This is a genomic window from Streptomyces sp. NPDC088350 (assembly GCF_044753545.1).
GTDB lineage: Bacteria > Actinomycetota > Actinomycetes > Streptomycetales > Streptomycetaceae > Streptomyces.
Genome location: NZ_JBIVNL010000011.1, coordinates 20,909 through 45,134, shown reverse-complemented (window position 1 = coordinate 45,134; position 24,226 = coordinate 20,909). Strand labels below are relative to the sequence as shown.

14 protein-coding genes are annotated in these 24,226 nt (G+C 70.5%); 11 read left to right on the top strand and 3 right to left on the bottom strand.

What is annotated here, in order from left to right:
* Positions 1–27: 27 nt before the first annotated feature.
* Together ACIQBL_RS34375 and ACIQBL_RS34370 are read left to right on the top strand one after the other, a co-directional pair.
* Positions 28–483 (top strand): hypothetical protein, encoded by a 456-nt coding sequence (locus tag ACIQBL_RS34375; protein ID WP_328828431.1) that lies wholly within the window; start codon positions 28–30, stop codon positions 481–483.
* Positions 484–595: 112 nt separating this feature from the next.
* Positions 596–2,368 (top strand): chitinase, encoded by a 1,773-nt coding sequence (locus ACIQBL_RS34370; RefSeq protein ID WP_401949613.1) that lies wholly within the window; start codon positions 596–598, stop codon positions 2,366–2,368.
* On the opposite strand, the gene ACIQBL_RS34365 is transcribed toward ACIQBL_RS34370, so the two are convergent.
* Both ACIQBL_RS34365 and gabT read right to left on the bottom strand, forming a co-directional pair.
* Positions 2,307–3,155 carry a phosphatase PAP2 family protein gene (locus ACIQBL_RS34365; protein WP_401948912.1) on the bottom strand — a complete coding sequence of 283 codons (849 nt, stop codon included), beginning with the start codon at positions 3,153–3,155 and terminating at the stop codon, positions 2,307–2,309. The two genes, ACIQBL_RS34370 and ACIQBL_RS34365, sit on opposite strands and share 62 nt — an antisense overlap.
* Before the next feature lie 244 nt (positions 3,156–3,399).
* Positions 3,400–4,734, bottom strand: coding sequence for a 4-aminobutyrate--2-oxoglutarate transaminase (gene gabT / locus ACIQBL_RS34360; RefSeq protein WP_401948909.1), 1,335 nt, complete (start codon positions 4,732–4,734; stop codon positions 3,400–3,402).
* A 252-nt stretch (positions 4,735–4,986) separates the two neighbouring features.
* Between gabT and ACIQBL_RS34355 the strand changes: the two genes are divergently transcribed.
* The 3 genes from ACIQBL_RS34355 to ACIQBL_RS34345 all read left to right on the top strand — a co-directional run bounded on the left by ACIQBL_RS34355 (position 4,987) and on the right by ACIQBL_RS34345 (position 10,758).
* Positions 4,987–7,389: an ATP/GTP-binding protein gene (locus tag ACIQBL_RS34355; protein WP_401948907.1), complete on the top strand. Its 2,403-nt coding sequence runs from the start codon at positions 4,987–4,989 to the stop codon at positions 7,387–7,389.
* A gap of 161 nt (positions 7,390–7,550) precedes the next feature.
* Entirely contained in the window at positions 7,551–9,134 is a 1,584-nt protein-coding gene (locus tag ACIQBL_RS34350) for a PucR family transcriptional regulator (protein ID WP_401948904.1), read from the top strand.
* A gap of 178 nt (positions 9,135–9,312) precedes the next feature.
* Positions 9,313–10,758, top strand: coding sequence for an aldehyde dehydrogenase family protein (locus ACIQBL_RS34345; protein WP_401948902.1), 1,446 nt, complete (start codon positions 9,313–9,315; stop codon positions 10,756–10,758).
* A 112-nt stretch (positions 10,759–10,870) separates the two neighbouring features.
* Here ACIQBL_RS34345 and ACIQBL_RS34340 read toward each other — a convergent pair whose 3' ends face one another.
* Positions 10,871–13,708, bottom strand: a complete 2,838-nt coding sequence (locus tag ACIQBL_RS34340; protein ID WP_401948899.1) for a glycoside hydrolase family 3 C-terminal domain-containing protein — start codon at positions 13,706–13,708, stop codon at positions 10,871–10,873.
* 291 nt (positions 13,709–13,999) lie between these two features.
* Here ACIQBL_RS34340 and ACIQBL_RS34335 point away from each other — a divergent pair, with 291 nt between their 5' ends.
* The 6 genes from ACIQBL_RS34335 to ACIQBL_RS34310 all read left to right on the top strand — a co-directional run bounded on the left by ACIQBL_RS34335 (position 14,000) and on the right by ACIQBL_RS34310 (position 24,200).
* Positions 14,000–15,691, top strand: coding sequence for an extracellular solute-binding protein (locus ACIQBL_RS34335; protein WP_401948897.1), 1,692 nt, complete (start codon positions 14,000–14,002; stop codon positions 15,689–15,691).
* A 27-nt stretch (positions 15,692–15,718) separates the two neighbouring features.
* Positions 15,719–16,753 (top strand): ABC transporter permease, encoded by a 1,035-nt coding sequence (locus tag ACIQBL_RS34330; RefSeq protein WP_401948894.1) that lies wholly within the window; start codon positions 15,719–15,721, stop codon positions 16,751–16,753.
* Positions 16,750–17,703, top strand: coding sequence for a carbohydrate ABC transporter permease (locus ACIQBL_RS34325; RefSeq protein ID WP_401948892.1), 954 nt, complete (start codon positions 16,750–16,752; stop codon positions 17,701–17,703). Before ACIQBL_RS34330 ends, ACIQBL_RS34325 begins: the two co-directional genes overlap by 4 nt.
* A 124-nt stretch (positions 17,704–17,827) precedes the next feature.
* Positions 17,828–20,032, top strand: a complete 2,205-nt coding sequence (locus ACIQBL_RS34320) for a 1,4-beta-glucanase (RefSeq protein WP_401948889.1) — start codon at positions 17,828–17,830, stop codon at positions 20,030–20,032.
* Positions 20,032–22,002: a beta-galactosidase gene (locus tag ACIQBL_RS34315; RefSeq protein WP_401948886.1), complete on the top strand. Its 1,971-nt coding sequence runs from the start codon at positions 20,032–20,034 to the stop codon at positions 22,000–22,002. The genes ACIQBL_RS34320 and ACIQBL_RS34315 overlap by 1 nt, the downstream gene beginning before the upstream one ends.
* Positions 21,999–24,200, top strand: coding sequence for a glycosyl hydrolase family 95 catalytic domain-containing protein (locus ACIQBL_RS34310; RefSeq protein ID WP_401948883.1), 2,202 nt, complete (start codon positions 21,999–22,001; stop codon positions 24,198–24,200). The genes ACIQBL_RS34315 and ACIQBL_RS34310 overlap by 4 nt, the downstream gene beginning before the upstream one ends.
* The last annotated feature ends 26 nt before the right edge of the window (positions 24,201–24,226 follow it).

Genomic DNA, 24,226 nt, shown 5'->3' with positions numbered 1-24,226 from the left:
GTCGACATGAGAAAGGGAGGTCTCCTCATGACTGGGGCGAAGACGGCCGTCGAGTGGCTGGCATCCGTGGCTCCGGATCCCGAGGCCTGCCGCTGGGAATGGGAGCGCAACCCCCTCGGGGTCGCGCTGCTGCCCGCCGGCAAGGCCTGGGACGTACTCATCCTGCCGGGTGAACTCGGCTATCCCACGCTCGATGTGCTGACCCGGGTCATCGATCAACTGGGCCCGGTACTCGTCGACTTCGGCGACGCGCGCATGGGCTTCCTCGTGCCGCCCGGCACCGCGGCCCGCTGGCTCGGCACCGGAATCCGTACGGCCGGACTCGGCACCTGGATCGTCGTGCCGTACCCCGGCCGGTCGACCGGCGGGGTCCGCTGGCTGGTACCGCCGGACGGCTCCGGCACCCTCACCGATCCGGCGCTCCTCGAACTCGCCATGCACGAGGCGGCGGCGGGGCTGGCCACGGAGGGGGAGGACGGTTAACAGATCAGGGTCTTGACAACCTAATTGGTCTGGACCAAATTGGGCGCGCTCCACCCCTCCAATTCCCCCATGCCCGGAGGCACTTGTGGACCGCACCAGACCCGTCCTCACCATGCTCACGGTCGCGGCCCTGGCCGTGTCTGGCATCACCGCGCTCTCGTCGGCCGCCCGTGCGGCCGACGCGGACCTGGCGAAGAACGGAGGCTTCGAGTCCGGCCTCGACAGCTGGTCCTGTACCGCGAGCAGCGGTACGACGGTCAAGTCGCCCGTGCACGGCGGCGGTTCGGCGTTGCAGGCGACCCCGGCCGGCAACGACTACGCCCAGTGCGCGCAGACGGTGACCGTGAAACCGGACTCCCCGTACACGCTCGCCGGTTACGTCCGCGGCAGCTACGTCTACCTCGGCGCGAGCGGCACCGGCACCACGGACGTCTCCACCTGGACCCCATCGGCCCCGGACTGGCAGCGGTTGACGACGAGCTTCCGCACCGGCCCGTCCACCACCAAGGTCACGATCTACACCCACGGCTGGTACGCCACCGGCGCCTACTACGCCGACGACCTCTCCCTCACCGGCCCCGCGGTGGACGTAGGCCAACCGCCAACCACCCCGACGGGCCTCGCCGTTGGCACCGTCACCTCCTCCTCCGTCGCTCTCTCCTGGTCGGCCGTCACCGGCGCGACGGGCTACGCGGTCTACCGTGACGGGGTGAAAGTCCAGACGGCGAGCGGGACTTCGGCCACCGTGAGCGGACTGTCGGCCGCGACGGCGTACAGCTTCCAGGTCACGGCCGTCAACGACGCGGGCGAGTCCGCGAAGTCCACGGCGGTCACCGCGACGACGTCCACCGGCTCGGGCCCCACCTCCGGCCTGCCGACCCACGCCCTGGTCGGCTACCTGCACGCGAGCTTCGCCAACGGCTCCGGCTATACGCGCCTGGCCGACGTCCCGGACAGCTGGGACGTCATCGACCTGGCCTTCGGCGAACCCACCTCCGCCACTTCGGGCGACATCCGTTTCAACCGCTGCCCGGTCAGCGAATGCGCCAACGTGGAGAGCGACGCCGACTTCAAGGCGGCGATCAAGGCCAAACAGGCGGCGGGGAAAAAGGTGTTGATCTCCATCGGCGGCGCCAACGGCCAGGTCCAACTCACCACGACGGCGGCCAGGGACACCTTCGTCTCCTCGGTCTCGAACATCATCGACACCTACGGACTCGACGGCCTGGACATCGACTTCGAGGGCCACTCCCTCTCGCTCGACGCGAGCGACACGAACTTCAAGAGCCCCACAACTCCCGTGGTGGTCAACCTGATCGCGGCCCTGAAGACCCTGAAGGCCAAGTACGGCGCGAAGTTCGTGCTGAGCATGGCGCCCGAGACCTTCTTCGTGCAGATGGGCCACCAGTTCTACGGCACCGGCAAGTGGGGCGGCCAGGACCCGAGGTGCGGGGCGTATCTGCCCGTCGTCTACGCGCTGCGCGACGACCTGACCCTGCTCCACGTCCAGGACTACAACTCGGGCCCGATCATGGGTCTCGACGGTCAGTACCACACCATGGGCGGCGCCGACTTCCACATCGCGATGACCGACATGCTGCTCACCGGCTTCCCGGTCGCGGGCGACACGAACAACGTCTTCCCTGCCCTGCGCCCCGACCAGATCGCCATCGGCATGCCGGCGTCGGTCAACGCGGGCAACGGCTATGTCGCCCCGGCCGAGGTCACCAAGACCCTGGACTGCCTGACGAAGAAGGTGAGTTGCGGCTCGTACGCGACCCACGGCACCTGGCCCGCGCTGCGCGGACTGATGACCTGGTCGATCAACTGGGACCGCTACGCGAACGGGGAGTTCCAGAAGACGTTCGACGGCTACTTCGGCTGACATCCCGGGTCAGGAACAACCAGAACGAGGCGAGCAGCACCGTACACAGGCACCAGCTGGCCACGACGTCCAGTGGCCAGTGGTAGCCGTGCCGGACCAGACCGAACGGGACGCCGACGTTGACGAGGGCGCAGGCGATGACCAACCCCCGGCGGGCGTACGCCGCCCGGAGCCAGGGGAGGAGGAGCAGGGTCGCGGAGCCGTAGGCGATCATCGCGGTGGCCGTGTGGCCGGAGGGGTAGTAGCCGGTGCCGGGCGGGACCGCCGGGGTGCCGCCGCGGGCGATCACTTCCTTGAGGGGGACGACCAGCGCCGGCACCAGGGCCATCAGCACCGCCGCCGAGAGGGGTGGCCGCCACCAGCGGTCCGTACCTGCGGCACGGGCGCGCCACGCGACGTAGCCGAGGACCGCGGCGAGGACGGGGAGCGCGACCCGGACGTCGCCGAGGTCGGCGAGGAGTTTGGAGAAGAGGTCCGGGTGGACGAGCGCGCGGCTGAGGCGGGCGTCCAGGCGGAGGAGCGGGCCCTTGGCGGCGACCTGCCAGGTGATCAGCGCGAAGAGCAGCGCGGGAAGGGCGATAAACAGCCAGAAGAAGGAGGTCGGCCGACCCGGAACAGGGGGGGTGGTTCCGGGCCGGCCGACCGGATCGGCGGGTCGCGCGCCCCGGGGGGTTTGGGGCGGGCGACTGTCCGATCGGTGAGGAGATTCGGAGCCAGAGGCTCCTGTTGTGTGCGCGAGGGCACGACCAGGGCGAAGCTGGGGAGGCCTCGTCCTGTAATCACCCACAGTCCCCTGCGGGCGGGGTGTATCTCTCATCTGGGTAGAACCTACGGCAGGGGCGGCGGGTACGACAGGCGGATTCGCGTCCCGTCATGCACCCCGCACACCTTCTTCACACGGCCTGACGCCCGCCGCCCCAGCCTGTGAATCCCTGTGGAGGAAAGGGCTGGGGCGGGTGGGGCGCATGGGGTGCGGCTCCGGTGCGGGAGCCACGGGTTCCCTGGGACCGGAGCACACGGGAGTGGATGGCTCAGATACGTGCGAACGCCTGCTCGATGATGTCGAGCCCCTCGCTCAGCAGTTCGTCCCCGATGACCAGCGGCGGCAGGAAGCGGAGGACGTTGCCGTAGGTGCCACAGGTCAGGACCAGCAGCCCCTCCTGGTGGCACGCCTTGGCGAGCGCGGCGGTCGCCTCCGGGTTCGGCTCCTTGGTCGTACGGTCCTTGACCAGCTCGATGGCGATCATCGCGCCGCGCCCGCGGACATCGCCGATGATGTCGAACTTCTCCGCCATGGCACCGAGGCGGGTCTTCATCACGGCCTCGATGTTCTTGGCCCTGGCGTTGAGGTCCAGCTCCTTCATGGTCTCGATGGAGCCGAGCGCACCGGCGCAGGCGACCGGGTTGCCGCCGTAGGTACCCCCGAGGCCACCGGCGTGCGCGGCGTCCATGATCGCGGCGCGCCCGGTGACGGCGGCGAGCGGCAGACCGCCCGCGATCCCCTTCGCGGTGGTGATCAGATCCGGGACGACACCCTCGTCCTCACACGCGAACCACTGACCCGTACGGCAGAACCCGGACTGGATCTCGTCCGCGACGAACACGATCCCGTTGGCCTTGGCGAACGCGCTGAGCGCGGGGAGGAAGCCCTTCGCCGGCTCGATGAAACCGCCCTCGCCGAGGACCGGCTCGATGATGATCGCGGCGACGTTGTCGGCGCCGATCTGCTTGTTGATCATGTCGATGGCCTGCGCGGAGGCCTCGGCACCGGCGTTCTCCGCACCGGTCGGCCAGCGGTAGCCGTAGGCCACAGGCACGCGGTACACCTCGGGCGCGAACGGACCGAAGCCGTTCTTGTACGGCATGTTCTTCGAGGTCAGCGCCATGGTGAGGTTGGTCCGGCCGTGGTACCCGTGGTCGAACACGACGACGGCCTGCCGCTTGGTGTACGCCCGCGCGATCTTCACGGCGTTCTCGACGGCTTCGGCGCCGGAGTTGAACAGCGCGGACTTCTTGGCGTGGTCGCCGGGGGTCAGCTCGGCGAGCGCCTCCGCGACCTCGACGTACCCCTCGTAGGGCGTGACCATGAAACAGGTGTGGGTGAAGTCGGCGAGCTGCGCGGTGGCACGCCGTACGACGGCCTCGGCGGACGCGCCGACGCTCGTCACCGCGATACCGGACCCGAAGTCGATGAACCGGTTCCCGTCGACGTCCTCGAGGATCCCGCCGCCCGCACGCGCGGTGAACACGGGCAGCACGGAGCCCACACCGGCCGCGACCGCGGCGGTACGGCGGGCCTGCAGCTCCTGCGACTTGGGGCCGGGGATGGCGGTGAGGACGCGGCGCTCCTGCGGAAGTGCGGTCATGAGGGGCTCCTGGGGTGGTGCGGACGCTTTCGCGCTTTCCTTTTCCTTCTTTTCTCGCAGGCTAGGGCGGGGGGCGGGGGGTGGGCATGCTCCATGTGGGCGGTGTCGGCGGGGCGGCTTGTCCGTGGTGGACATGGCGGCCCGTTCGGGGGAGTGCGGCTGTCAGGCCGTGTAAGCGGTGAACTCCCCTTGTGGGCGCGTTAGATTGACTCGCTGACGGTGTACGGAACGGCTGGTCAAGGGGCGAGGACGATGGACAGCGACGGGACGCGGGACGCGCGGGGCACGCATGCGAACCCTGTGCCGCGTCCGGCGGGGCCGGCGGATGTGCCCGGGAAGGGTGCCGTACCGCCGAGGCCGACGCACGCACCGGGCGCGGTCGGCCCCGCCGTGGCCGACTGGCTCAACGAGCCCCGGCCTGCCGCAGGACCCGGTATCTGGCGGCTCGGGTACCGCAAGCCCAAGCCGGAACAGAACCCGGAGCGGCTGTCACCGATCACCATCGTCGGCGTCGTCGTTCCACTCGTCGTGGGCATGCTGCTGTGGTCGCTGTGGCGGCACGGCAGCATCCCTTACCAATGGGCGCTGCTGAGGGTGCTCACCCCCGGCGACTGGTGGTGGGCCGGCACCACCACGCCCAAGGGCAAGGGTGTCGAGGCCGTGATTGTCGCCGACGGCGTATTTTTCGGCATCCTGGCCTATGGCATGGGGCGCTTGGGGAGCTGGCCGGACATCATCAGGCACCTCGTCACCCGCCGCCCGCAGCCGACGCGGGCGCTGCTCGCCCTGCTGGGCGCCGTGATCGCCCTGAACCTGGTCGTGGTCCCGAGAATCTTCCCCGCCGTCGGCTGGAACGCGCTTCCGGTAGCCCGTCCCGTGTACCACCTCATCGCCCTTCTCCCGGGCGGCTACGAATTCATCTCCACACCGCTGATGGGCAACCTGCTCTACGTGGTCATCGGCGTGCTCGTCGTCTGGCCGTTCGCCCGTATCGGCGGCTGGCTGCCACTCGTCCGGGAGCGGTACGCCGCGCCCGGCACCGCGGCTCAGACGGCTGTCGCCGAGCAGGCGCCGGCCGTCGGGTCACGGGCGCACTGGCCCGAGCTGCGGGAAGCGGGGCAGTTCGAGGCCGCGGACATCCTCACCGCCGAGGTACTGGCGGGGCGGATGAACGACGTGGACTGCGCGCGCGTCGAGCACGCCTGGCGGCGGGCTCGGCGGACCGGTGACCTCGCCTCCTTCACCCAGACCGTGCTGCGGGCCGCGGGCGGCGCCTGGATCCACCCCTCCGGCTCCCGTGACCTCCCCGGCCGCGTCGCGCGGCACGACCTGCTCGCCGGGCAGGTGCGGATCGGGACCTGGGTGGCGGGTGAGCGCATCCCGCTCGCCTATCGTGGCGCCGGCACCGCGCTCGGCCCGGACACGCTGGGGACTTCGCTGCTCGTCGTCGGACCTTCGGGTTCGGGAAAGACGCGGCACGTGGTGCGGCCGGTGGTCGAGAATCTCACCCTGCAGGCTCTCACCGGCCGGTGTGCCGTTGTCGTGGTGTCCGCGACCGGTGCGCCTCTCGGCCCGGACGACGGGTTCGACGTGATCGTCCGTGTGGGGGACCCGGCGTCCGTCCATGACCTGGACCCGTACGCCGAGGCCGTTGACCCCGACGAAGCCGCCGCCCTGCTCGCGGAGGCTCTTGTCGGCGACCTCGACACCGTGGACACCCAGCGTGCCGCCGGCGCCCTGGCCCAGCTCCTCGGGCCCTACCGGGCCGTGTACGGCAGGTTCCCCACACTGCCTGTGCTGCGCGAACTCCTCGAGAGCGAGCCGAGGGCGCTGGCGGAGCTGAGCGCGGCACTCACTGACGACCAACACGGCGTGATGCGCCGTGAACTCGACTCCCGCATGCGCCATGCCGGCGGTGGCAACGACCCCGGCCAGGCCCTCGCCGACCGGCTCGCCCTGCTCGATCGTCCGGTGTTCGCCGAGTTCTTCGGAGCGGGGGGCGGGACCGTACGGCCGTTCTCGCTGCGTGCCGTCGCCCACCATCCGCTGCGTGTCCGTATCGACCTGCCCGAGCATGGGCACGATGAGGCGGCCCGGCTGCTCACCCGGCTGGTCCTCGCGCAGTTCGCCGCGGTGGTGCGCGGCCGTGAGCGTGGGCACTTCGCGTGTCTCGTCCTCGATGACGCCACCGGCACGGTGACCACCGAGTCGCTGCGCCGGATCCAGCGGCTGCGGTCCGAGGACGCGGGTGTCGTCCTTGCCCTGCGAACAGTCGGTGACGTGCCCGAGGCCCTGCACGGCCCGCTGTACGGCGCCGTCGGCTGCCGAATGGCGCTGGCAGGCGTCACCACCTGGGACGGCAGCCGCTTCGCACACGCGTGGGGTACCGAGTGGGTGGAGACCAGGGACGTCGCCAAGCACACCGTCTTCGCCGATCAGCCCATGACCCGCGCCATCCATGCCCTCCGCAAGCTGATCACCGGCAAGGCCGTGACCACGGAGGCCGTGACCGTCCGCCAGGTGGAACGGGAACGCTGGTCCGCGTCCGAGCTGGCGCACGGAGTGCCGGCCGGCCACGCCGTGCTTTCCCTGACCAGCGTGAAGGGAGAGCACGCGCCCCCGTCACTCGTGGACCTGCGCGAACCAGCCCCCTGAACCGGACAAACAGGTACGGCCCGACCGTACGGTGAGGCAGAATCGGCACAGGCCGTTCATACGCGACGGCCAAAAGATCGCCATGATCGCCCGTGCTCGATGTCCTTCGATGTCTTCCGATGTCTTCCGATGTGCTCGATGTCCTCCGATCTGAAGGCCCCATGCCCCCCACGCTCGCCTCCCTCGTCCACCACTCCGCGCTCAAGCTCACCGTGCGCGCCGGCGAGGACCGTCTGGACGTGCCCGTCCGCTGGGCGCATGTCAGTGAGCTGGCGGACCCGGTGCCGTACATGGAGGGCGGGGAGCTGTTGCTGATCACCGCGTTGAAGCTGGACGCGGAGGATCCCAAGGCCATGCGGCGGTACGTGAAGCGGCTGGTGGGGGCCGGGGTCGTCGGGCTCGGGTTCGCCGTCGGGGTCAACTACGACGAGATTCCGAAAGCGCTGGTCGACACGGCCAGGGAAGAAGGGCTGCCGCTGCTCGAAGTGCCCCGCCGGACCCCCTTCCTCGCGATCAGCAAGGCCGTCTCCGCCGCGATCGCCGCCGACCAGTACCGGGCCGTGACCGCCGGCTTCGCCGCGCAGCGCGAGCTCACCAAGCAGGCCCTCACCGAGGGCCCGGAGGGGCTCCTCGGCGCGCTCGCCGCGCAGGTCGACGGATGGGCCGCGCTCTACGACGCGTCCGGCGCCGTCGTCGCCACCGCACCGGAGTGGGCCGGCCGCCGCGCCGCCCGGCTCACGGCGGACGTGGAGCGGTTGCGGGACCGGCCCGCGCCCGCCTCGTCCGTGGTGGGCGGGCCGGACAACGAGGACCGCGTCGAACTGCACACCCTGGGCACCGGACGCCGCCCGCGCGCCGCGCTCGCCGTGGGGACCGAGTCCGCGCTGGGGACGGCCGAGCGGTACGCCGTACACTCCGCGATCGCGCTCCTGACCCTCACCACGGAACGCTCCCGGTCGCTCCAGGCCGCCGAGCAGCGGATCGGGGCGGCGGTGCTGCGACTGCTGCTCGCCGGGCACCCGGATCACGCGCGGGCGGTCGCCGGGGAACTCTACGGCGGGCTCCTCGACGCGCCGTTCCGGGTGGTCGTGGGGGAGTCCGCCGCGGCGGACCGCGACCCGCTGGGCGGGCTCGCCGAGGTCGTGGAGTCGGCGGCGGCGAGGTCGGGGGAGGCCGTGCTCGTCGTACCGGAAGGGCCGGAACGGCTGGTGGTGCTGGCCGTGGACGGGGGCGCTGCGGTCGAGGCGTGCGGGGAGTACGCGGCGGTACGGGAGGCCGGGCGCGCCTCTTCGGACGGGCGGGAGCAGGGCGAGAACGACGACCTGGTCGTGGGGCTCTCGGCACCGGCGGGACCCATCGCCGCGGCGACCGCCTACAAGCAGGCCGAGCAGGCGCTGTCCGTGGCCCGGCGACGCGGGCGGGTGCTCGTCGAGCACGAGCAACTGGCCGCCGGTTCCGTGCTGCCGCTGCTCGCCGACGACGCGGTGCGGGCCTTCGCGGACGGGTTGCTACGACCGCTCTCCGAGCACGACGCGACCGGGCGGGGCGATCTGGTCGCTTCGCTGCGGGCGTGGCTGTCCCGGCACGGCCAGTGGGACGCGGCGGCGGCGGACCTCGGGGTGCACCGGCACACGCTGCGGTACCGGATGCGGCGGGTCGAGGAGATCCTCGGGCGGTCGCTGGACGATCCGGACGTACGGATGGAGTTGTGGCTGGCGCTCAAGGCGACGGCCGCGGCGGAGTGATGGCCGCCGCGGTGCAGTGGTCGCTGTGGACTGATGGCCGTCGCGGAGTGGCGGGCCCTGCCGAACTGTAGTGTTCCCGTCCGGTACCACTACGACTCGGCTAAACGCACCGCAGTCCTCCCGCCCCTACGGTGGACCGAGAAGCCCCAAGACCACCCCCAACGCGGAAGGGCCGGACATGACTTCCACCCACGCCTTCTGGCTCGCCGGCCGCCAGGCCACCGGCGAGGACACCTTCGACGTCACCTCCCCGTGGGACGGACGACTCGTCGGCAAGGTCACCGTGCCGACCGACGCCCAGGTCGAGGAGGCGGTGGCCGCCGCGTACGCCGTACGGGACGAGTTCGCCGCGACCCCCGCCCATGTCCGCGCCGCCGCCCTCGACCACGTCAGCAGGCGTCTCGTCGAGCGCACCGAGGAGATCGCGCAGCTCATCTCCGCCGAGAACGGCAAGCCGATCAAGTGGGCGCGCGGCGAGGTCGGCCGGGCGGTGTCCGTGTTCCGGTTCGCCGCGGAGGAGGCCCGGCGGTTCAACGGCGGCGAGGCCCAGCGCCTCGACACCGACGCCGGCGGCCAGGGCCGGCTCGCCCTCACCCGGCGCTTCCCGAAGGGCGTTGTCCTCGGCATCGCGCCCTTCAACTTCCCGCTGAACCTGTGCGCCCACAAGATCGCCCCCGCGATCGCGGCCGGCGTGCCGATCATCCTCAAGCCGGCCCCGGCCACTCCGCTCTCCGGCCTGGTCATCGGCGACCTGCTCGCCGAGACCGAGCTGCCCGCCGGGTCCTGGAGCATCCTCCCGGTCGCCAACGACCACATGCCCGCCCTCGTCCAGGACGAGCGGCTGCCGGTGATCTCCTTCACCGGTTCGGAGAAGGTCGGCTACGCGATCATGGACTCGGTGCCGCGCAAGCACTGCACCCTGGAGCTGGGCGGCAACGGCGCGGCCGTGGTCCTCGGGGACTACTCCTCCGACGCCGACCTCGACTGGGCCGCGACCCGCATCGCCACCTTCTCGAACTACCAGGGCGGCCAGTCCTGCATCTCCGTGCAGCGGGTCATCGTGGACGCGGCCGTCTACGACCGCCTCCTCCCGCGCATCGTCGCCGCCGTCGAGGCCCAGGTCACCGGTGACCCGTCCGACGCCGAGACCGACGTCGGGCCACTGGTCAGCGAGGCCGCCGCGCAGCGCGTCGAGTCGTGGGTCCAGGAGGCCGTCGAGGCGGGCGCCACCCTCCTCACCGGCGGCAAGCGGGACGGCGCCTCGTACGCGCCGACCGTGCTGACGGACGTACCGGCCGACACGACGATCTCCTGCGAGGAGGTCTTCGGACCGGTCCTGACCGTGACGAAGGTGGACGGTGAGGCCGCCGCCTTCGCCGCCGCCAACGACTCCAAGTACGGCCTCCAGGCAGGGGTGTTCACCCACGACGTGCAGGTCGCCTTCCGCGCCCACCGCGCCCTTGAGGTCGGCGGAGTCGTGATCGGCGACGTCCCGTCCTACCGCGCCGACCAGATGCCGTACGGCGGCGCCAAGCAGTCCGGTTTCGGCCGCGAGGGCGTGAAGTTCGCGATGGACGACTACACCTACGAGCGGGTGCTGGTGCTGACCGGGCTCGCGCTCTAGTGAACCGACTCTAGTAAACGGTAACCATTTTCATATAGGCTCTCCGGAGGGGCCCGGCACCGATGCCTTCCGGTGCCGGGCCCCTCCTTTCCGTCGGCCTGCTTCCGGACCCTCAGCCGGAGAAGCCGACGTGCGCGAGCCGCAGCGGGCCGCGCAGTCCGATGCGCACGTCGTGCACGCCCTCGGCGACGATCCCGGCGCCGAGCGTGGTGTAGTCGTACGGGCCCGACGCGGGTGCGGGCAGGGCGAGTTCGGCGAGTGCCGGGCCGCCGTCCAGGGACAGTTCCACGACCCCCTCGCCCGCCACCTCCACGGTCACCTCCGTGACACCGGCGCCGAAGTCGCAGTGCCGGTAGACCAGTTCCGCCGTACCGCCCCGCACCGGCGTCACCGCGCCGCCCGCCGCCTTTGTCCGGTCGACGATCTCGCCGCCCGACTGCTCGTCGAAGTCGGCCGCGTCCAGGCCGTGTTGGAGGACGGCACGGGGTGCGGCGGGCTCGCCGTCGAGCGCCACCGCCGTCCGCAGGCGGATGTCCTCGCTGGAGGCGCCGACGAGGAGGTCGTACCGGCCGGGTTCCAGACGCGGGCCGCCCCGCGCCACATCCCAGAACTCGAAGGCGGACAGCGGGAGTTCGAAGGAGAGTTCCGCCTGCTCGCCCGGGGCGAGGGTCACGCGGCGGTGGGCGGTCAGCTCGCGGCGCGGGCGCGGGACCGACGGGTCGGCGGCGCGCGTGTACAGCTGCGCGACCTCGTCGGCCGTCACGTCGCCCGTGTTGGTGACCGTGAACCGCACGTGCACCGCGCCGAGTTCGGCCCGAGCGGTCAGGTCGCCGTAGGAGAAGGACGCGTACGACAGACCGTGGCCGAACGGGAACAGCGGGGCGCCCTCGAAGTAGAGGTAGGTCTGACGGCCGCCGATCACGTCGTAGTCGAGGAGGCCGGGCAGGTCGGTGTCGTCGGCGTACCAGGTCTGGGGGAGGCGGCCGGCGGGGGAGACGTCGCCGGCGAGGACGCGGGCCAGGGCCGTGCCCGCCGCCTGGCCGCCGTGGGCGGACCACAGGATCGCGGGGAGGGCGGCGGGGTCGACCGTGTACGGGTACGCGGAGGCCAGCGCCAGCGCCGTCCTGGGGTTCGCGGCGCGGGCCGCGCGCAGCAGGCGTTCCTGGTGGGCGGGGAGGCGCAGCGTCGTACGGTCCTCGGTCTCGCGGCCGTTGATGTGCGGGTCGTTGCCCGCGACGACGAGCACCACGTCCGCCGCGACCGCGACCCGGGTCACCGCGTCCTCGCCGCGCTCGACGACCACCAACTCGAAGGTTTCCGCGCCCTCTTCGGCAACCTTCACGCCGTCGGCGGCGACAGAGACGTGCCGACCCGTACCGATGTGCAGCAGGAGGTGGCCGTTCCCGTGGGGTTCCAGGCGGAATGTCTCCTGGACGACCCAGCCTCCGGGCTGGTCGGCGGAGGCGCGGACGTAACCGTCCTCGGCGACCGAGAGGTAACGGCCGTCCGGGGCGCGGAGCGTGAGGACACCCTCGCCCCAGTCGACGAGCGCGAGTTCGGTGCCGGTGGAGTCGGTGGTGAGCGGCGGGAGGTCGGTGCGGCCCGCGAGGAGAGCTGGGTCCAACGCGCCCTCCGCGCCGCGCACTTCGTCGGCCACCTCCGTCAACGGGACGTGCAGGAAGGTGCCTTGGGAGGTCCGCAGCCTGACCCGGTCCACGCCCTCCGCGAACTCGACGCGCTCGGCGCCGAACCGCTCGTACAGGCCCTCCAGCGGAGTGGAGCGGTGGATCAACGTGCCGCTGTACCAGTCGAGTTTGCACTCGTCGGCGAGCAGACCGACGACGGCGAGCCGGGTGTCGTGGGCGAGGGGCAGCAGGTCGTCGTCGTTCTTGAGGAGGACGACCGCCTGTTCGGCGGCTTCTTGGGCGAGCGCCCGGTGCGCCGGGGTGTCGAAGTCCTCGATGCCGGCGTGCGGGTCGTGCGCCGGGTCGAACTCACCGAGCCGGAACCGGACCGAGAGCTGACGGCGGACCGCCGCGTCGATGTCCGCCTCCGTCAACAGGCCCTGCTCCAGGGCGCCTTGGATCCGCGCCACGATCGTCGAGCTGTCCGTGCCGTGATCGGTGAAGCTGTCCACACCGGCCAGCAGCGAGGCCGCCGTCGCCTCCTCGTGGGTGTCGAAGTAGTGCTCGGAGTCGACCAGGTTGGAGGGCGCGCCCGCGTCCGAGCAGACCAGCAGATCCTCGTCGGTCCAGGTGCGCAGGTGCTCGCGCAGATACGGCGAGACGTGGTTGGGGCGCCCGTTGACCAGGTTGTAGGCAGGCATCACCCCGGCCACCGCGCCCGCCTCGACCGTCTCGCGGAAGGCGCGCAGGTCGTACTCGTGCAGCACGCGCGGGCGGACGGAGGACGACGAGACGTCGCGGCCCGTCTCGTTGTTGTGCGCCAGCCAGTGCTTGAGGACGGGCGCGGTGCGCCAGTACGTCGGATGGTCGCCGCGCAGCCCGCGGGTGTACGCCGTGGCGATCGCCGAGGTCAGCTTCGGGTCCTCCGAGTAGCCCTCCTCGTTACGGCCCCACAGCGGGTGGCGCAGCAGATTCACCGTGGGGGACCAGACGTTGAGGCCGACGCGGTCGTCCCGGGCGCGCATCGCGCGGGCCTCCTTGGACACCGCCTCGCCGACCCGTCGTACGAGCTCCTCGTTCCAGGTCGCGCCCAGGCCCACCGCCTGCGGGAAGACCGTCGCCGGGCCCATCCACGCCACGCCGTGCAGGGCCTCCTGGCCGGTGCGGAACGCGGCGACGCCCAGGCGCTCCACGGCGGGCGCGTACTGGTGCAGGAACCCGACCTTCTCGTCGAGGGTGAGTCGCGCCAGCAGATCGTCGATGCGCTTCGCGAACGGCAGCTGCGGGTCGCGGAAAGGCGGCGTGGGCGGCGTTTGTGCGGTCACGTGGGGGTCCCCTTGCGATGGAGCGGCGCGGCGCTTTCGAAGCGCTTCGATGCTGATTCGATGAGCGGCGGGTGTCAAGAGACCTTCACCGTTATTTCAAGCAGCGCATACGAACAGGTCATCCCCTACACCTCGGAGGAATCTTGGGAGCGACCCTTGTGCACCCCTGGGTGTTCACTTAACCTCGCAGCAACATCGAAGCGCTTCGACTAAGTGCTCTGTTCCACTCAAGACACCGCAGCCGACGGCTCCACCGCCGGGTGTCCTGGTGCGCCATGAAGGGTTGACGCAATGACGCCGAACGCCTCCGCCGCCTCCGCTCCCAGCCGGAGAAGCTTCCTCGCCTCCACGGCGGTCGTCGCCGCAGCGGTGGCGGGAGGTGTCCCGCTGCTCTCCGCCTGCGGCGCCTCGGACAGCGGTTCGGGCGGGGGCAGTTCGGCGGGCAAGGGCGTCAAGAAGCTGCTGCCGGCGTTCGTGGCCGGCAACGTGGTGACCCCGGATCTCCCCTCCAAGAACGGCTCCGCGATCGGCTTCTCCAGCAAGCTGGACCTCGCCACGCTGAAGACCTCGGTCCCGAAGAAGCTCGGCAAGGGCGGCAAGGTCTCCGTCATGTCGCCGTTCTGGGGCTCCCCGCCGAAGAGCGACAACGCCTACTACAAGGCGATGAACGCCCTCATCGGCGTCGACGTGACCTGGCAGAACCAGGACGGCAACACCTACGACCAGAAGCTCGGCGCGGTCCTCGCCTCCAGCGACATCCCGGACGTCGTGGTCGTCCCCGGCTGGAACATGGGCGGCAAGATACCCAGCGCCATCATCGGCAAGTTCGCCGACCTCGGCCCCTACCTGGCCGGCGACAAGGTCAAGGACTACCCGAACCTCGCGGCGATCCCGTCCGACGCCTGGCAGCGCTGCGTCTTCGGCGGCAAGCTGCGCGGACTGCCGATGCCGTCCTCGTACGTCCCCAACATCGTGCCGCTCTACCGCAAGGACATCTTCGACAAGGAGGGGTACCAAGTCCCCACCTCCGCCGACGAGTTCATGGCCCTGGCCAAGGAGATCACCAACGCCAGGGCCAAGCGCTGGGCCTGCCTGGACATGAAGTGGACCGCGTTCAACGCCTGGGGAGTGCTCTCCGGCAGCGAGAAGTCGCTCGGCTGGAACCTCGTCGACGGCAAGCTGGTCAACCGCATCGAGACCCAGGAGTACCTGGAGGCGCTGGAGTGGACCCGCAAGCTGTTCGCCGCCGGATATGTGCACCCCGACGCCAAGTTGGGCAAGAGCGCGGCCACCGACCCGGGCCCCAAGTTCGCGGCGGGCGAGTTCCTCATCTACGCCCAGGACATCTCGCAGTGGTGGAGCCGCACCGCCGAACAGGCCACCCAGAACCCGGACTACAAGATCTGGGGCATGGACATCTTCGGCCACGACGGCGGCGCCCCGACCCTCTGGGCCGGCGAACCGGCCGGCATCTTCGCCTTCATCAGCAAGAAGGCCTCCGAGTCCGTCGTCCGTGACGCGCTGGCCGTCGCCAACGTCACCGCCGCGCCGTACGGCACCAAGGAGTACATGCTCACCAACTACGGTGTGGAGGGCACCCATTACACCGTCAAGAACGGTGTGCCCACCAAGACCGACCAGGGCAACAACGAGGTCATCAACGCCTACGTCATGGTCGCCAGCCCCGCCGCGACGATCGCCCACCCCGACTTCCCCGAGGTCGCCAAGGCGCAGGTGGAGTGGCAGCAGCGGATGGGCGCCTTCACAAAGAAGTCGAGCTTCTACGGCCAGCAGATCACCGAGCCGAGCCGCTACACCAACCTCTCCAACGACTTCGAGCAGTTGGAGGACGACATCACCCGCGGCCGGAAGAAGATCAGCGACATGCAGCAGGCCGTATCGGACTGGAAGAGCAAGGGCGGCGACCAACTCCGCGCCTGGTACCAGAAGTTGCTCGACGACAACGGCACCGCGACGAGCTGACCGGGTACCGAGGCGAGGAGAACGGCCGTGTCCCACAGCACGGTGCCTCGGAGCAGGACCGAGGCCGACACGACGGACAGGACCCCGGTGGCGTCCGGCACAGCCACCGGCACCCGGCGGAAACGTCCCGGCGGGAAGGTGAGCCTGCGGCTCAGGTTCAGACGCGACCGCGTCCTGCTCCTGATGACCCTGCCGGCCGTCCTGCTCATCCTGGTCTTCAACTACCTGCCGATCCTCGGCAACATCGTCGCCTTCGAGGACTACGACCCCTACGTCAGCGACAACGGCATCGTCTCGATGCTGCACAGCCCCTGGGTCGGCCTGGAGAACTTCCAGCAGATCTTCGCGGACTCGGCGTTCTGGAGCGCCGTACAGAACACGCTCGTCCTGTTCTCGCTCCAACTGGTCCTGTTCTTCCCGATCCCCATCCTGCTCGCGCTGCTCATCAACAGCGTGGTCAGGCCCCGGGTCCGGGCCCTGTCCCAGGCCATCCTCTACCTCCCGCACTTCTTCTCCTGGGTGCTGGTCATCGCCGTCTTCCAGCAACTCCTCGGCGGGGCGGGCCTGTTCTCGCAGCTCCTGCGGCAACACGGCTACGACGGCCTCGACATCATGACCGACCCGCACACGTTCAAGTTCCTGATCACCGCGCAGAGCGTGTGGAAGGACGCCGGCTGGGGGATCATCGTCTTCCTCGCCGCGCTGTCCTCGGTCAGCCCCGATCTGTACGAGGCCGCCGCGATGGACGGCGCCGGACGCTGGCGCCGCATGTGGCACGTCACCCTGCCCGCGCTGCGACCGGTGATCGCACTGCTGCTGGTGCTGCGCGTCGGTGACGCCCTGACCGTCGGCTTCGAACAGATCCTGCTCCAACGCGACGCCGTGGGACCGGGAGCGGCGGAGGTCCTCGACACCTTCGTCTGGTGGAACGGCGTCCGCAACCAGGACTTCGGCTACGCGGCCGCCGCCGGACTCGTCAAGGGCGTGATCAGCCTCGGCCTGGTCCTCGCCGCGAACAAAGTGGCCCACCTCATGGGCGAGCAGGGGGTGTACAAGAAATGACCGCCGTCGTCGACAAACCCGTCAAGCCAGTCAAGTCCCCACGGCAGCCCGGCCGTTGGGCCGCGCCGCCCCGCCCGACCTGGGAGGAGGAACCCAGCAGGGCCGGTCTCGCGGGCAAGGGCCTCGTCCTCACCCTCGCCTGCCTCGGCATCCTCTTCCCGCTCTGGATCGTCCTCGTCACCAGCCTCTCCTCACGCAAGACCATCGACGAGGCCGGCGGTCTGGTCATGGTCCCCAAGGGCATCACCCTCATCGCCTACAAGGAACTCCTCAGCGGCGGCCAGGTCACCCGCGCGGCGGTCATCAGTGTCCTCATCACCGTCGTCGGCACGGCGTTCTCGATGACGGTCTCCGTGCTGTGCGCCTACGGCCTCTCGCGTATCGGGTCGGTCGGGCACCGGTGGATCCTGATGATGATGCTGGCGACGATGTTCTTCAGCGCCGGGCTCATCCCCACGTATCTGCTGGTTCAGTCGCTCGGCCTGACCGACAGCTATCTCGCGTTGATCCTGCCGAGTGCGCTCAGCGTCTTCAACATCCTTGTGCTGCGCGGGTTCTTCATGGGCATCTCGCAGGAACTCACCGACAGCGCGCGGATCGACGGCGCCGGTGACTTCCGGATTCTGTGGGTGATTGTCATGCCGTTGTCGCGTGCGGTGCTGGCTGTCATCACGCTGTTCTACGCCGTGGGGTACTGGAGTGCCTGGTTCAACGCGTCTCTGTATCTGAACGACCAGGACATGATGCCGTTGCAGAACGTCATGATCCAGTTGGTGCAGAAGCAGGAGGCTCCGGTGGGGCTCGGGCAGGCGATCAAGACGGGGGAGTTGTCGGGGTTGGCCGTGCAGATGGCGGTCATGGTGATGGCGTTGCTGCCGGTGGCTGTGCTTTCGCCGTTTGTGCAGCGGCATTTCAAGAAGGGGATGTTGACGGGCGCCGTCAAGGGCTGAGCTTGTCGGTTGGCTGCGGGTGCGTTGTGGCTGGTCGCGCCCACGCGGCGGAGCCGCACATTGATACAGCCCCGCGCCCCTTAGGAAACTCCCCTGACCGTTTCTCTGTAGAACGAGGTGTGTCATGCGCGCGTCCGAAATGACCCGGCGTGCCGTTCTCGCGGGCACCGCAGCCGTCGCCGCGCTCAGCAGCGTGCCGCTCCTCACAACGAGGGCGCAGGCGGCGGAAGCCACCACAGTCACCCCCTCCTACCGCTGGCGCAACGCCGCCATCGGCGGTACCGGATTCGTCACCGGTGTCCTCTTCCACCCCTCCGTCCGGGGTCTCGCCTACGCCCGTACCGACATCGGCGGTGCCTACCGCTGGGACGAGCGAACCGCCCGCTGGATTCCCCTCACCGACCAACTCGGCTGGGACGACTGGAATCTCCTCGGGGTGGAGGCCCTCGCCGTCGACCCCGCGCATCCGGACCGGCTGTACCTCGCCGTCGGTACGTACGCCCAGTCCTGGGCGGGCAACGGCGCGATCCTGCGCTCCGAGGACCGTGGCGCCACCTGGACCCGCACCGACCTCACCGTGAAGCTCGGCGGCAACGAGGACGGGCGCGGTGCCGGCGAGCGGCTGCTCGTCGATCCGCGTGACAGTGACACCCTGTGGCTCGGCACCCGGCACGACGGACTGCTCAAGTCGACCGACCGGGGCGCCACTTGGGCAGCGGTAACCGGCTTCCCGGCGACCGCCGGCCCGAGCGGCCAGGGCGTCACCTTCCTCGTCGCCGTCGGCCGTGCCGTCTACGCCGGGTGGGGTGACGGCGACGGGAGCGCGACCGCCGTCAACCTCTACCGCAGCACTGACGGCACCGCCTGGACGGCCGTCCCCGGGCAGCCCACCGGAACCTCCGCCAAGGTCCCGATCCGGGCCGCGTACGACGCCCGCAGCCGCGAGTTGTACGTGACCTACGCCGACGCCCCCGGGCCCAACGGCCAGTCCACCGGCAGTGTGCACAAGTTGGCACCCGCCAGCGATCGTTGGACGGACGCCACCCCCGTCCAACCCGGCGGCAGCGACACCTTCGGCTACGGCGGGGTCGCCGTCGACGCCTGTCGCGCCGGGACCGTCGTCGTCTCCACCAACAACCGCTGGGCGGCCGTCGACACCCTGTACCGGACCACCGACGGCGGCCGTACCTGGACGTCCCTCAAGGACGTTGCTGTCTTCGACGTGTCCGAGACTCCTTTCCTCAAGTGGGGTGCGGACCAGCCGAAGTTCGGCTGGTGGATCCAGGCCGTGGCCGTCGACCCGTACGACTCGCAGCACGTCGTCTACGGCACCGGCGCCACCCTCTACGGCACCCGTGACCTCACCCACTGGGCGCCGCGGACACGTGGCCTGGAGGAGACGTCCGTGATCCAGCTGATCTCGCCCCCGGTCGGGGAGGCGCACCTGATCAGCGCCTCGCGGGACATCGGCGTGATGTACCACGAGCGGCTCACGGCGTCTCCGTCGCGCGGCATGGCGACGAACCCCGTGTTCGGGTCGGCGACGGGCATCGCGCAGGCCGCGGACAGGCCGACCTACGTCGTCCGCACGGGCTGGGGCGACAACGGCAACGGCGCGTACTCGGGCGACGGCGGCCGGACCTGGGCGCCCTTCGCTGCCCAGCCCTCCCTCGCCCACGACGCACCGGGGCCGATCGCCACCAGCGCCGACGGCGGTACGCTGCTGTGGTCCTTCGTGCACTGGGACGGCACGAAGTACGCGGCTCACCGCTCGGCGGACAACGGCGCGACCTGGTCCGAGATCTCCTCCTTCCCGAAGGGCGCCACGCCGGTCGCCGACCCGGCCGACCCGACGCTCTTCTACGCATACGACACCGACACAGGAACGCTATACGCCAGCACTGACAGCGGCCTCTCGTTCACTGCGCGTGCGAGTGGGCTGCCCGCCGGAGACAGTCAGTTCCAGCTGGTCGCCGCGCCCGGCAGGTCCGGTGACCTGTGGCTGAGCGTCAAATGGAATGGGTTGTACCGGTCCGTAGACGGGGGAGTGAGCTTCGCCAAGGTCGCCAGCTGCTGGGCCTCCTACACCCTCGGCTTCGGCAGACCCGCCCCCGGCGCCGACTACCCCGCGATCTATCAGGTCGGTTCGACCGAGACCATCACCGCCGTCTACCGCTCCGACGACGAGGCGAAGACCTGGACGCGGATCAACGACGACCAGCACCAGTGGGGTTGGACCGGTCAGTCCATCACCGGTGACCCGCGCGTGTACGGCCGCGTGTACCTCGCCACCAACGGGCGCGGCATCCAGTACGGGGAGCGGATCTGATGCCTCACCTCAGCGACGCCACCCGTGGCCGCATCCTCTTCGGCGGTGACTACAACCCCGAGCAGTGGCCCGAGGAGACCTGGCACGAGGACGTCCGGCTGATGAAGGACGCCGGCGTCAACTCCGTCACCCTCGGCGTCTTCTCCTGGGCCACACTCGAACCCGAGCCGGGGGCAAGGGAGTTCGGCTGGCTGGACCGGCTGATGGATCTGATGCACGGCAGTGGGATCGGGGTCGTCCTCGCCACGCCCACCTCCTCGCCGCCCCCGTGGCTCGGCCGGCTCCACCCGGAGACGCTGCCCCGCGACGCGGACGGCCGGATCGAATGGTGGGGCGGACGGCAGCACTTCTCCCACTCCAGCGCCGTCTACCGCCGCCACGCCGCCGCCATCACCGAGGACCTGGCCGCCCGTTACGCCGGCCACCCCGCCCTCACGATGTGGCACATCAACAACGAGTACTGCACCTTCGACTACGGCGACGAGGCCGCCGTCGCCTTCCGCGGCTGGCTGCGCGCGCGATACGGCGCGCTGGATGCCCTCAACTCGGCCTGGGGCACGGCATTCTGGAGCCAGGGCTACGACACCTGGGACGGCATCCTGCCCCCGCGCCACGCCCACTACCTCAACAACCCCACCCACGTGCTCGACTTCCGGCGCTTCACCTCCGACATGCTCCTGGAGTGCTACACCGCCGAACGGGACATCGTCCGCCGGCACACCCCGCACCTCCCGGTCACCACCAACTTCATGCCGTTGTGGGTGGGCCAGGACGGCTGGCGCTGGTCCGAGGAGGAGGACGTCGTCTCGGTCGACCTCTACCCCGATCCGCGTGACCCGCTGGGCGCCCAAAGTGCCGCCCTGGTACAGGACTTGACCCGCTCGCAGGCGCACGGCCCCTGGATGCTCATGGAGCAGGCGGCCGGACCCGTCAACTGGCGCGGTGTGAACCACCCCAAGCCCCGCGGCCTCAACCGCCTCTGGTCCCTCCAGGCCGTGGCCCGCGGCGCCGACGCCGTCTGCTACTTCCAGTGGCGCCAGTCCCGGCAGGGCGCCGAGAAGTTCCACTCCGGGATGCTCAGCCACGCGGGGGAGCGAGGACGCACGTTCCAGGAGGTCAAGCAGCTGGGCGCCGAACTCGCCTGCATAGGCGGTGAAGTGACGGATGGTCACATTACCTCGGACATCGCGATCCTGCACGACTGGCACGCGTGGTGGGCCGGCGCGCAGGACGGCCGGCTTTCCACCGAGGTCGATCACCCCGGGATCGTCCGCGCCTGGCACCGCGCCCTCTGGGAGTCCCACCTCACCACCGACTTCGCCCACCCCGAACACGACCTCTCCGCCTACAAGTTGGTGGTCGTCCCCCAGCTCTACCTCCTCACGGACACGGCCATCGACAACCTCCTCGCGTACGTCCGCGCCGGCGGCACCCTCGTCTCCGGCTTCCTCACCGGCATCGCCGACGAGGACGACCGCGTACGGCCCGGCGGCATGGACGCCCGCCTCCGCGCCCTGTTCGGCATCCGCACCCTGCACGAGTGGTGGCCCCTGGACGCGGGGGAGACCGCCGAGTGCGAGGGCTTCCGTGGCACACTCTGGTCCGAGGAGATCGAGCCCGAGGCCGGTGCCGTCGACGAGACGATCCCTTACAAGGGCGGCGAGTTGGACGGCCTCCCCGCCGTCCTGCGCAAGGGCCGTTCCTGGTACGTCTCTACGCTCCCGGAACCCCACGCGCTGCGCGCCCTGCTCGCCCGCATCGCCACCGACGCGGGCGCCCGTCCGGTGCTCGCCGCACTCCCGCCGGGCGTCGAGGCCGTACGGCGCGGGGAGTTGCTGTTCCTCCTCAACCACGGCCGCGATCCGGTCACGGTCGAACTACCGGGCGCCCACCACGACTTGCTCACCGACGAGACCGCCGAGGACGAGGTCACCCTCGGCCGGTACGGAGCGGCGGTGCTGCGACCATGACCGGCCACCCCGCCCACACCACCTGGGAACCCCTCCCCGCCCCCCGCTGGGAGGACGCCTTCCTCAGCGGCAACGGTCACCACGGCACGCTCGTCTTCGGCGATCCGCACGACGACCGCGTCATCGTCACCCACCACACCCTCGTCCGCCCGAACGGCGCAGAGCACGCCCGGTCCCCGCAACTGGCCGCGGAACTCCCTTCCCTCCAGGACCGGTTGCTCGCCGGTGATCTCGCCGCCGCCGAGGACTTCACGGACGGCCGCCCGCTCCAGTGGGTGCAGCCCTTCCACCCGGCCTTCCAGATCCGGCTGCGCAGGCCGCCCGGCGCAGCACGCGACTACCGCCGGTCCGTCGACTTCACCACCGGCGAGGTCGGCGCCCGCTGCGACGGCTGGCGCAGCCGGGTCTTCGTCTCCCGGGCGGACGATGTGATCGTCCAGCACGTCACGGCCCCCGACCTCACCCTCGACCTCGCGCAGGACCATCAACTCCCGGGAGCACCTGAGGGGTTGAGTGTCGGCCAGGGCACCCTCCTGACCTCCGACGGCGCCCTGCTCACGCTCCGCGTCCGCTACCCCGACAGCGAGCGCGCGTACACCGGTGTGACCCTGGTCGTGGTCACCGGCGGAGCGACCCGACTCGCACCGCACGGAGTTCATCTCACCGGGGCCACCGAGGTCCTCCTCCTCACCCGCGTCCGACGCCACACCGGCGAGCTGGACGTCGTGGCGGAAACACGCGCCCTGCGAGAACTGATCGACGAGCGGCAGTCGTACGACGCTCTCCTCGACCGGCACCTTCCCCTCCACCGCACGGCCTACGACCGCGTCACCCTCGATCTCCATGCCGATGACGCCGAACGGGCCCTGCCCGGAAGCGAGTTGCTGAAGCGGACCCGCAGCCCCGCCCTGCTGGAGCGGCTCTTCGCCGCCGGCCGGTATCACCTCCTCTCCGCCAGCGGGCTGCTCCCGCCCCGCCTCACGGGGCTGTGGACCGGCGACTGGAACACGGCCTGGTCAGGGGCGTTCACCAACGACGCGAACCTCAACCTCCAGACCGCCTCCGCCGCGAGCGCCGCCCTCCCCGAAGTCACCGACGCCCTCGCCTCCTTGATCCACCGTCAGTTCGACGACTGGCGGGAGAACGCCCGTGCCGTCTTCGGTGCCCGGGGTGTCGTCGCGCCCGCGCACACCGACGGGGAGTCCGGGCTGTCGTACCACTTCAGCCGTGAGTACCCGCTGCACCTGTGGACCGCGGGGGCGGACTGGCTGCTCAAGCCGCTCGTCGATCACGACGAGACCCGTGGCGCACGCGATCCGCGCACCGCCGCCGCACTCGCCGAAGTCGCCCTGTTCTACGAGGACTTCCTCAGTCGGACCGACGCGCACGGTCAACTCGTCGTCGTGCCCTCCTACTCGCCCGAGAACCGGCCCGCGAACGCCAGTTGGGGTGCGATCAACGCGGCGATGGACCTCTCCGCCGCCCGGCACGCCCTCGAAACGGCCGCCAGTTATCACCCGGACACTCCGGAAGCCCTTCGCTGGAGTGCCCTCGCCGAACGGCTTCCGCCGCACCGTGTCAACGCCGACGGCGCCCTCGCCGAATGGGCGCGGCCGGGGCTGGACGACGCCTACGACCACCGGCACCTCAGTCACCTCTACGGTGTCTGGCCGCTCGACGAGATCAACCCGTACGACACCCCGCAGCTCGCCGCAGCCGCGCACCGGGCGCTCCAACTCCGCGGCGCCGAGAACGATTCCGCGCACGGGTACCTCCACCACGCGCTCGTCGCCGCGCGCCTCCGGGACGCCGAGCGGGTCGCGCACACCCTCGGGCAGGTGCTGGACGGTGACTTCTTCCACGCCTCCCTCATGAGCGCGCACTACCCGAACCGTGACGTCTACAACGCGGACGCCGCGCACACCCTGCCCGGCGTACTCGTCGAGGCGCTCGTGCAGTCGACCCCGGACCGGCTGGTCCTGCTGCCCGCGCTGCCGGCGGCGTATCCGCACGGTCAACTCACCGGCGTACGCACGAGGTTCGGGGCGGAGGTCGACCTGAGCTGGACACCCCACTCCGCCACGGCGGTCGTCCGGCCCTCCCGTACCCACCGCGTCGAACTCCGGACTTCCTCCGGCGCGGAGCCGCTCGACCTCGTCGCCGGAGAAGACCGCGTCCTCACCCTGGGGGCGCGGTAGCCACTCGCACTCTGCCCCCACCCATG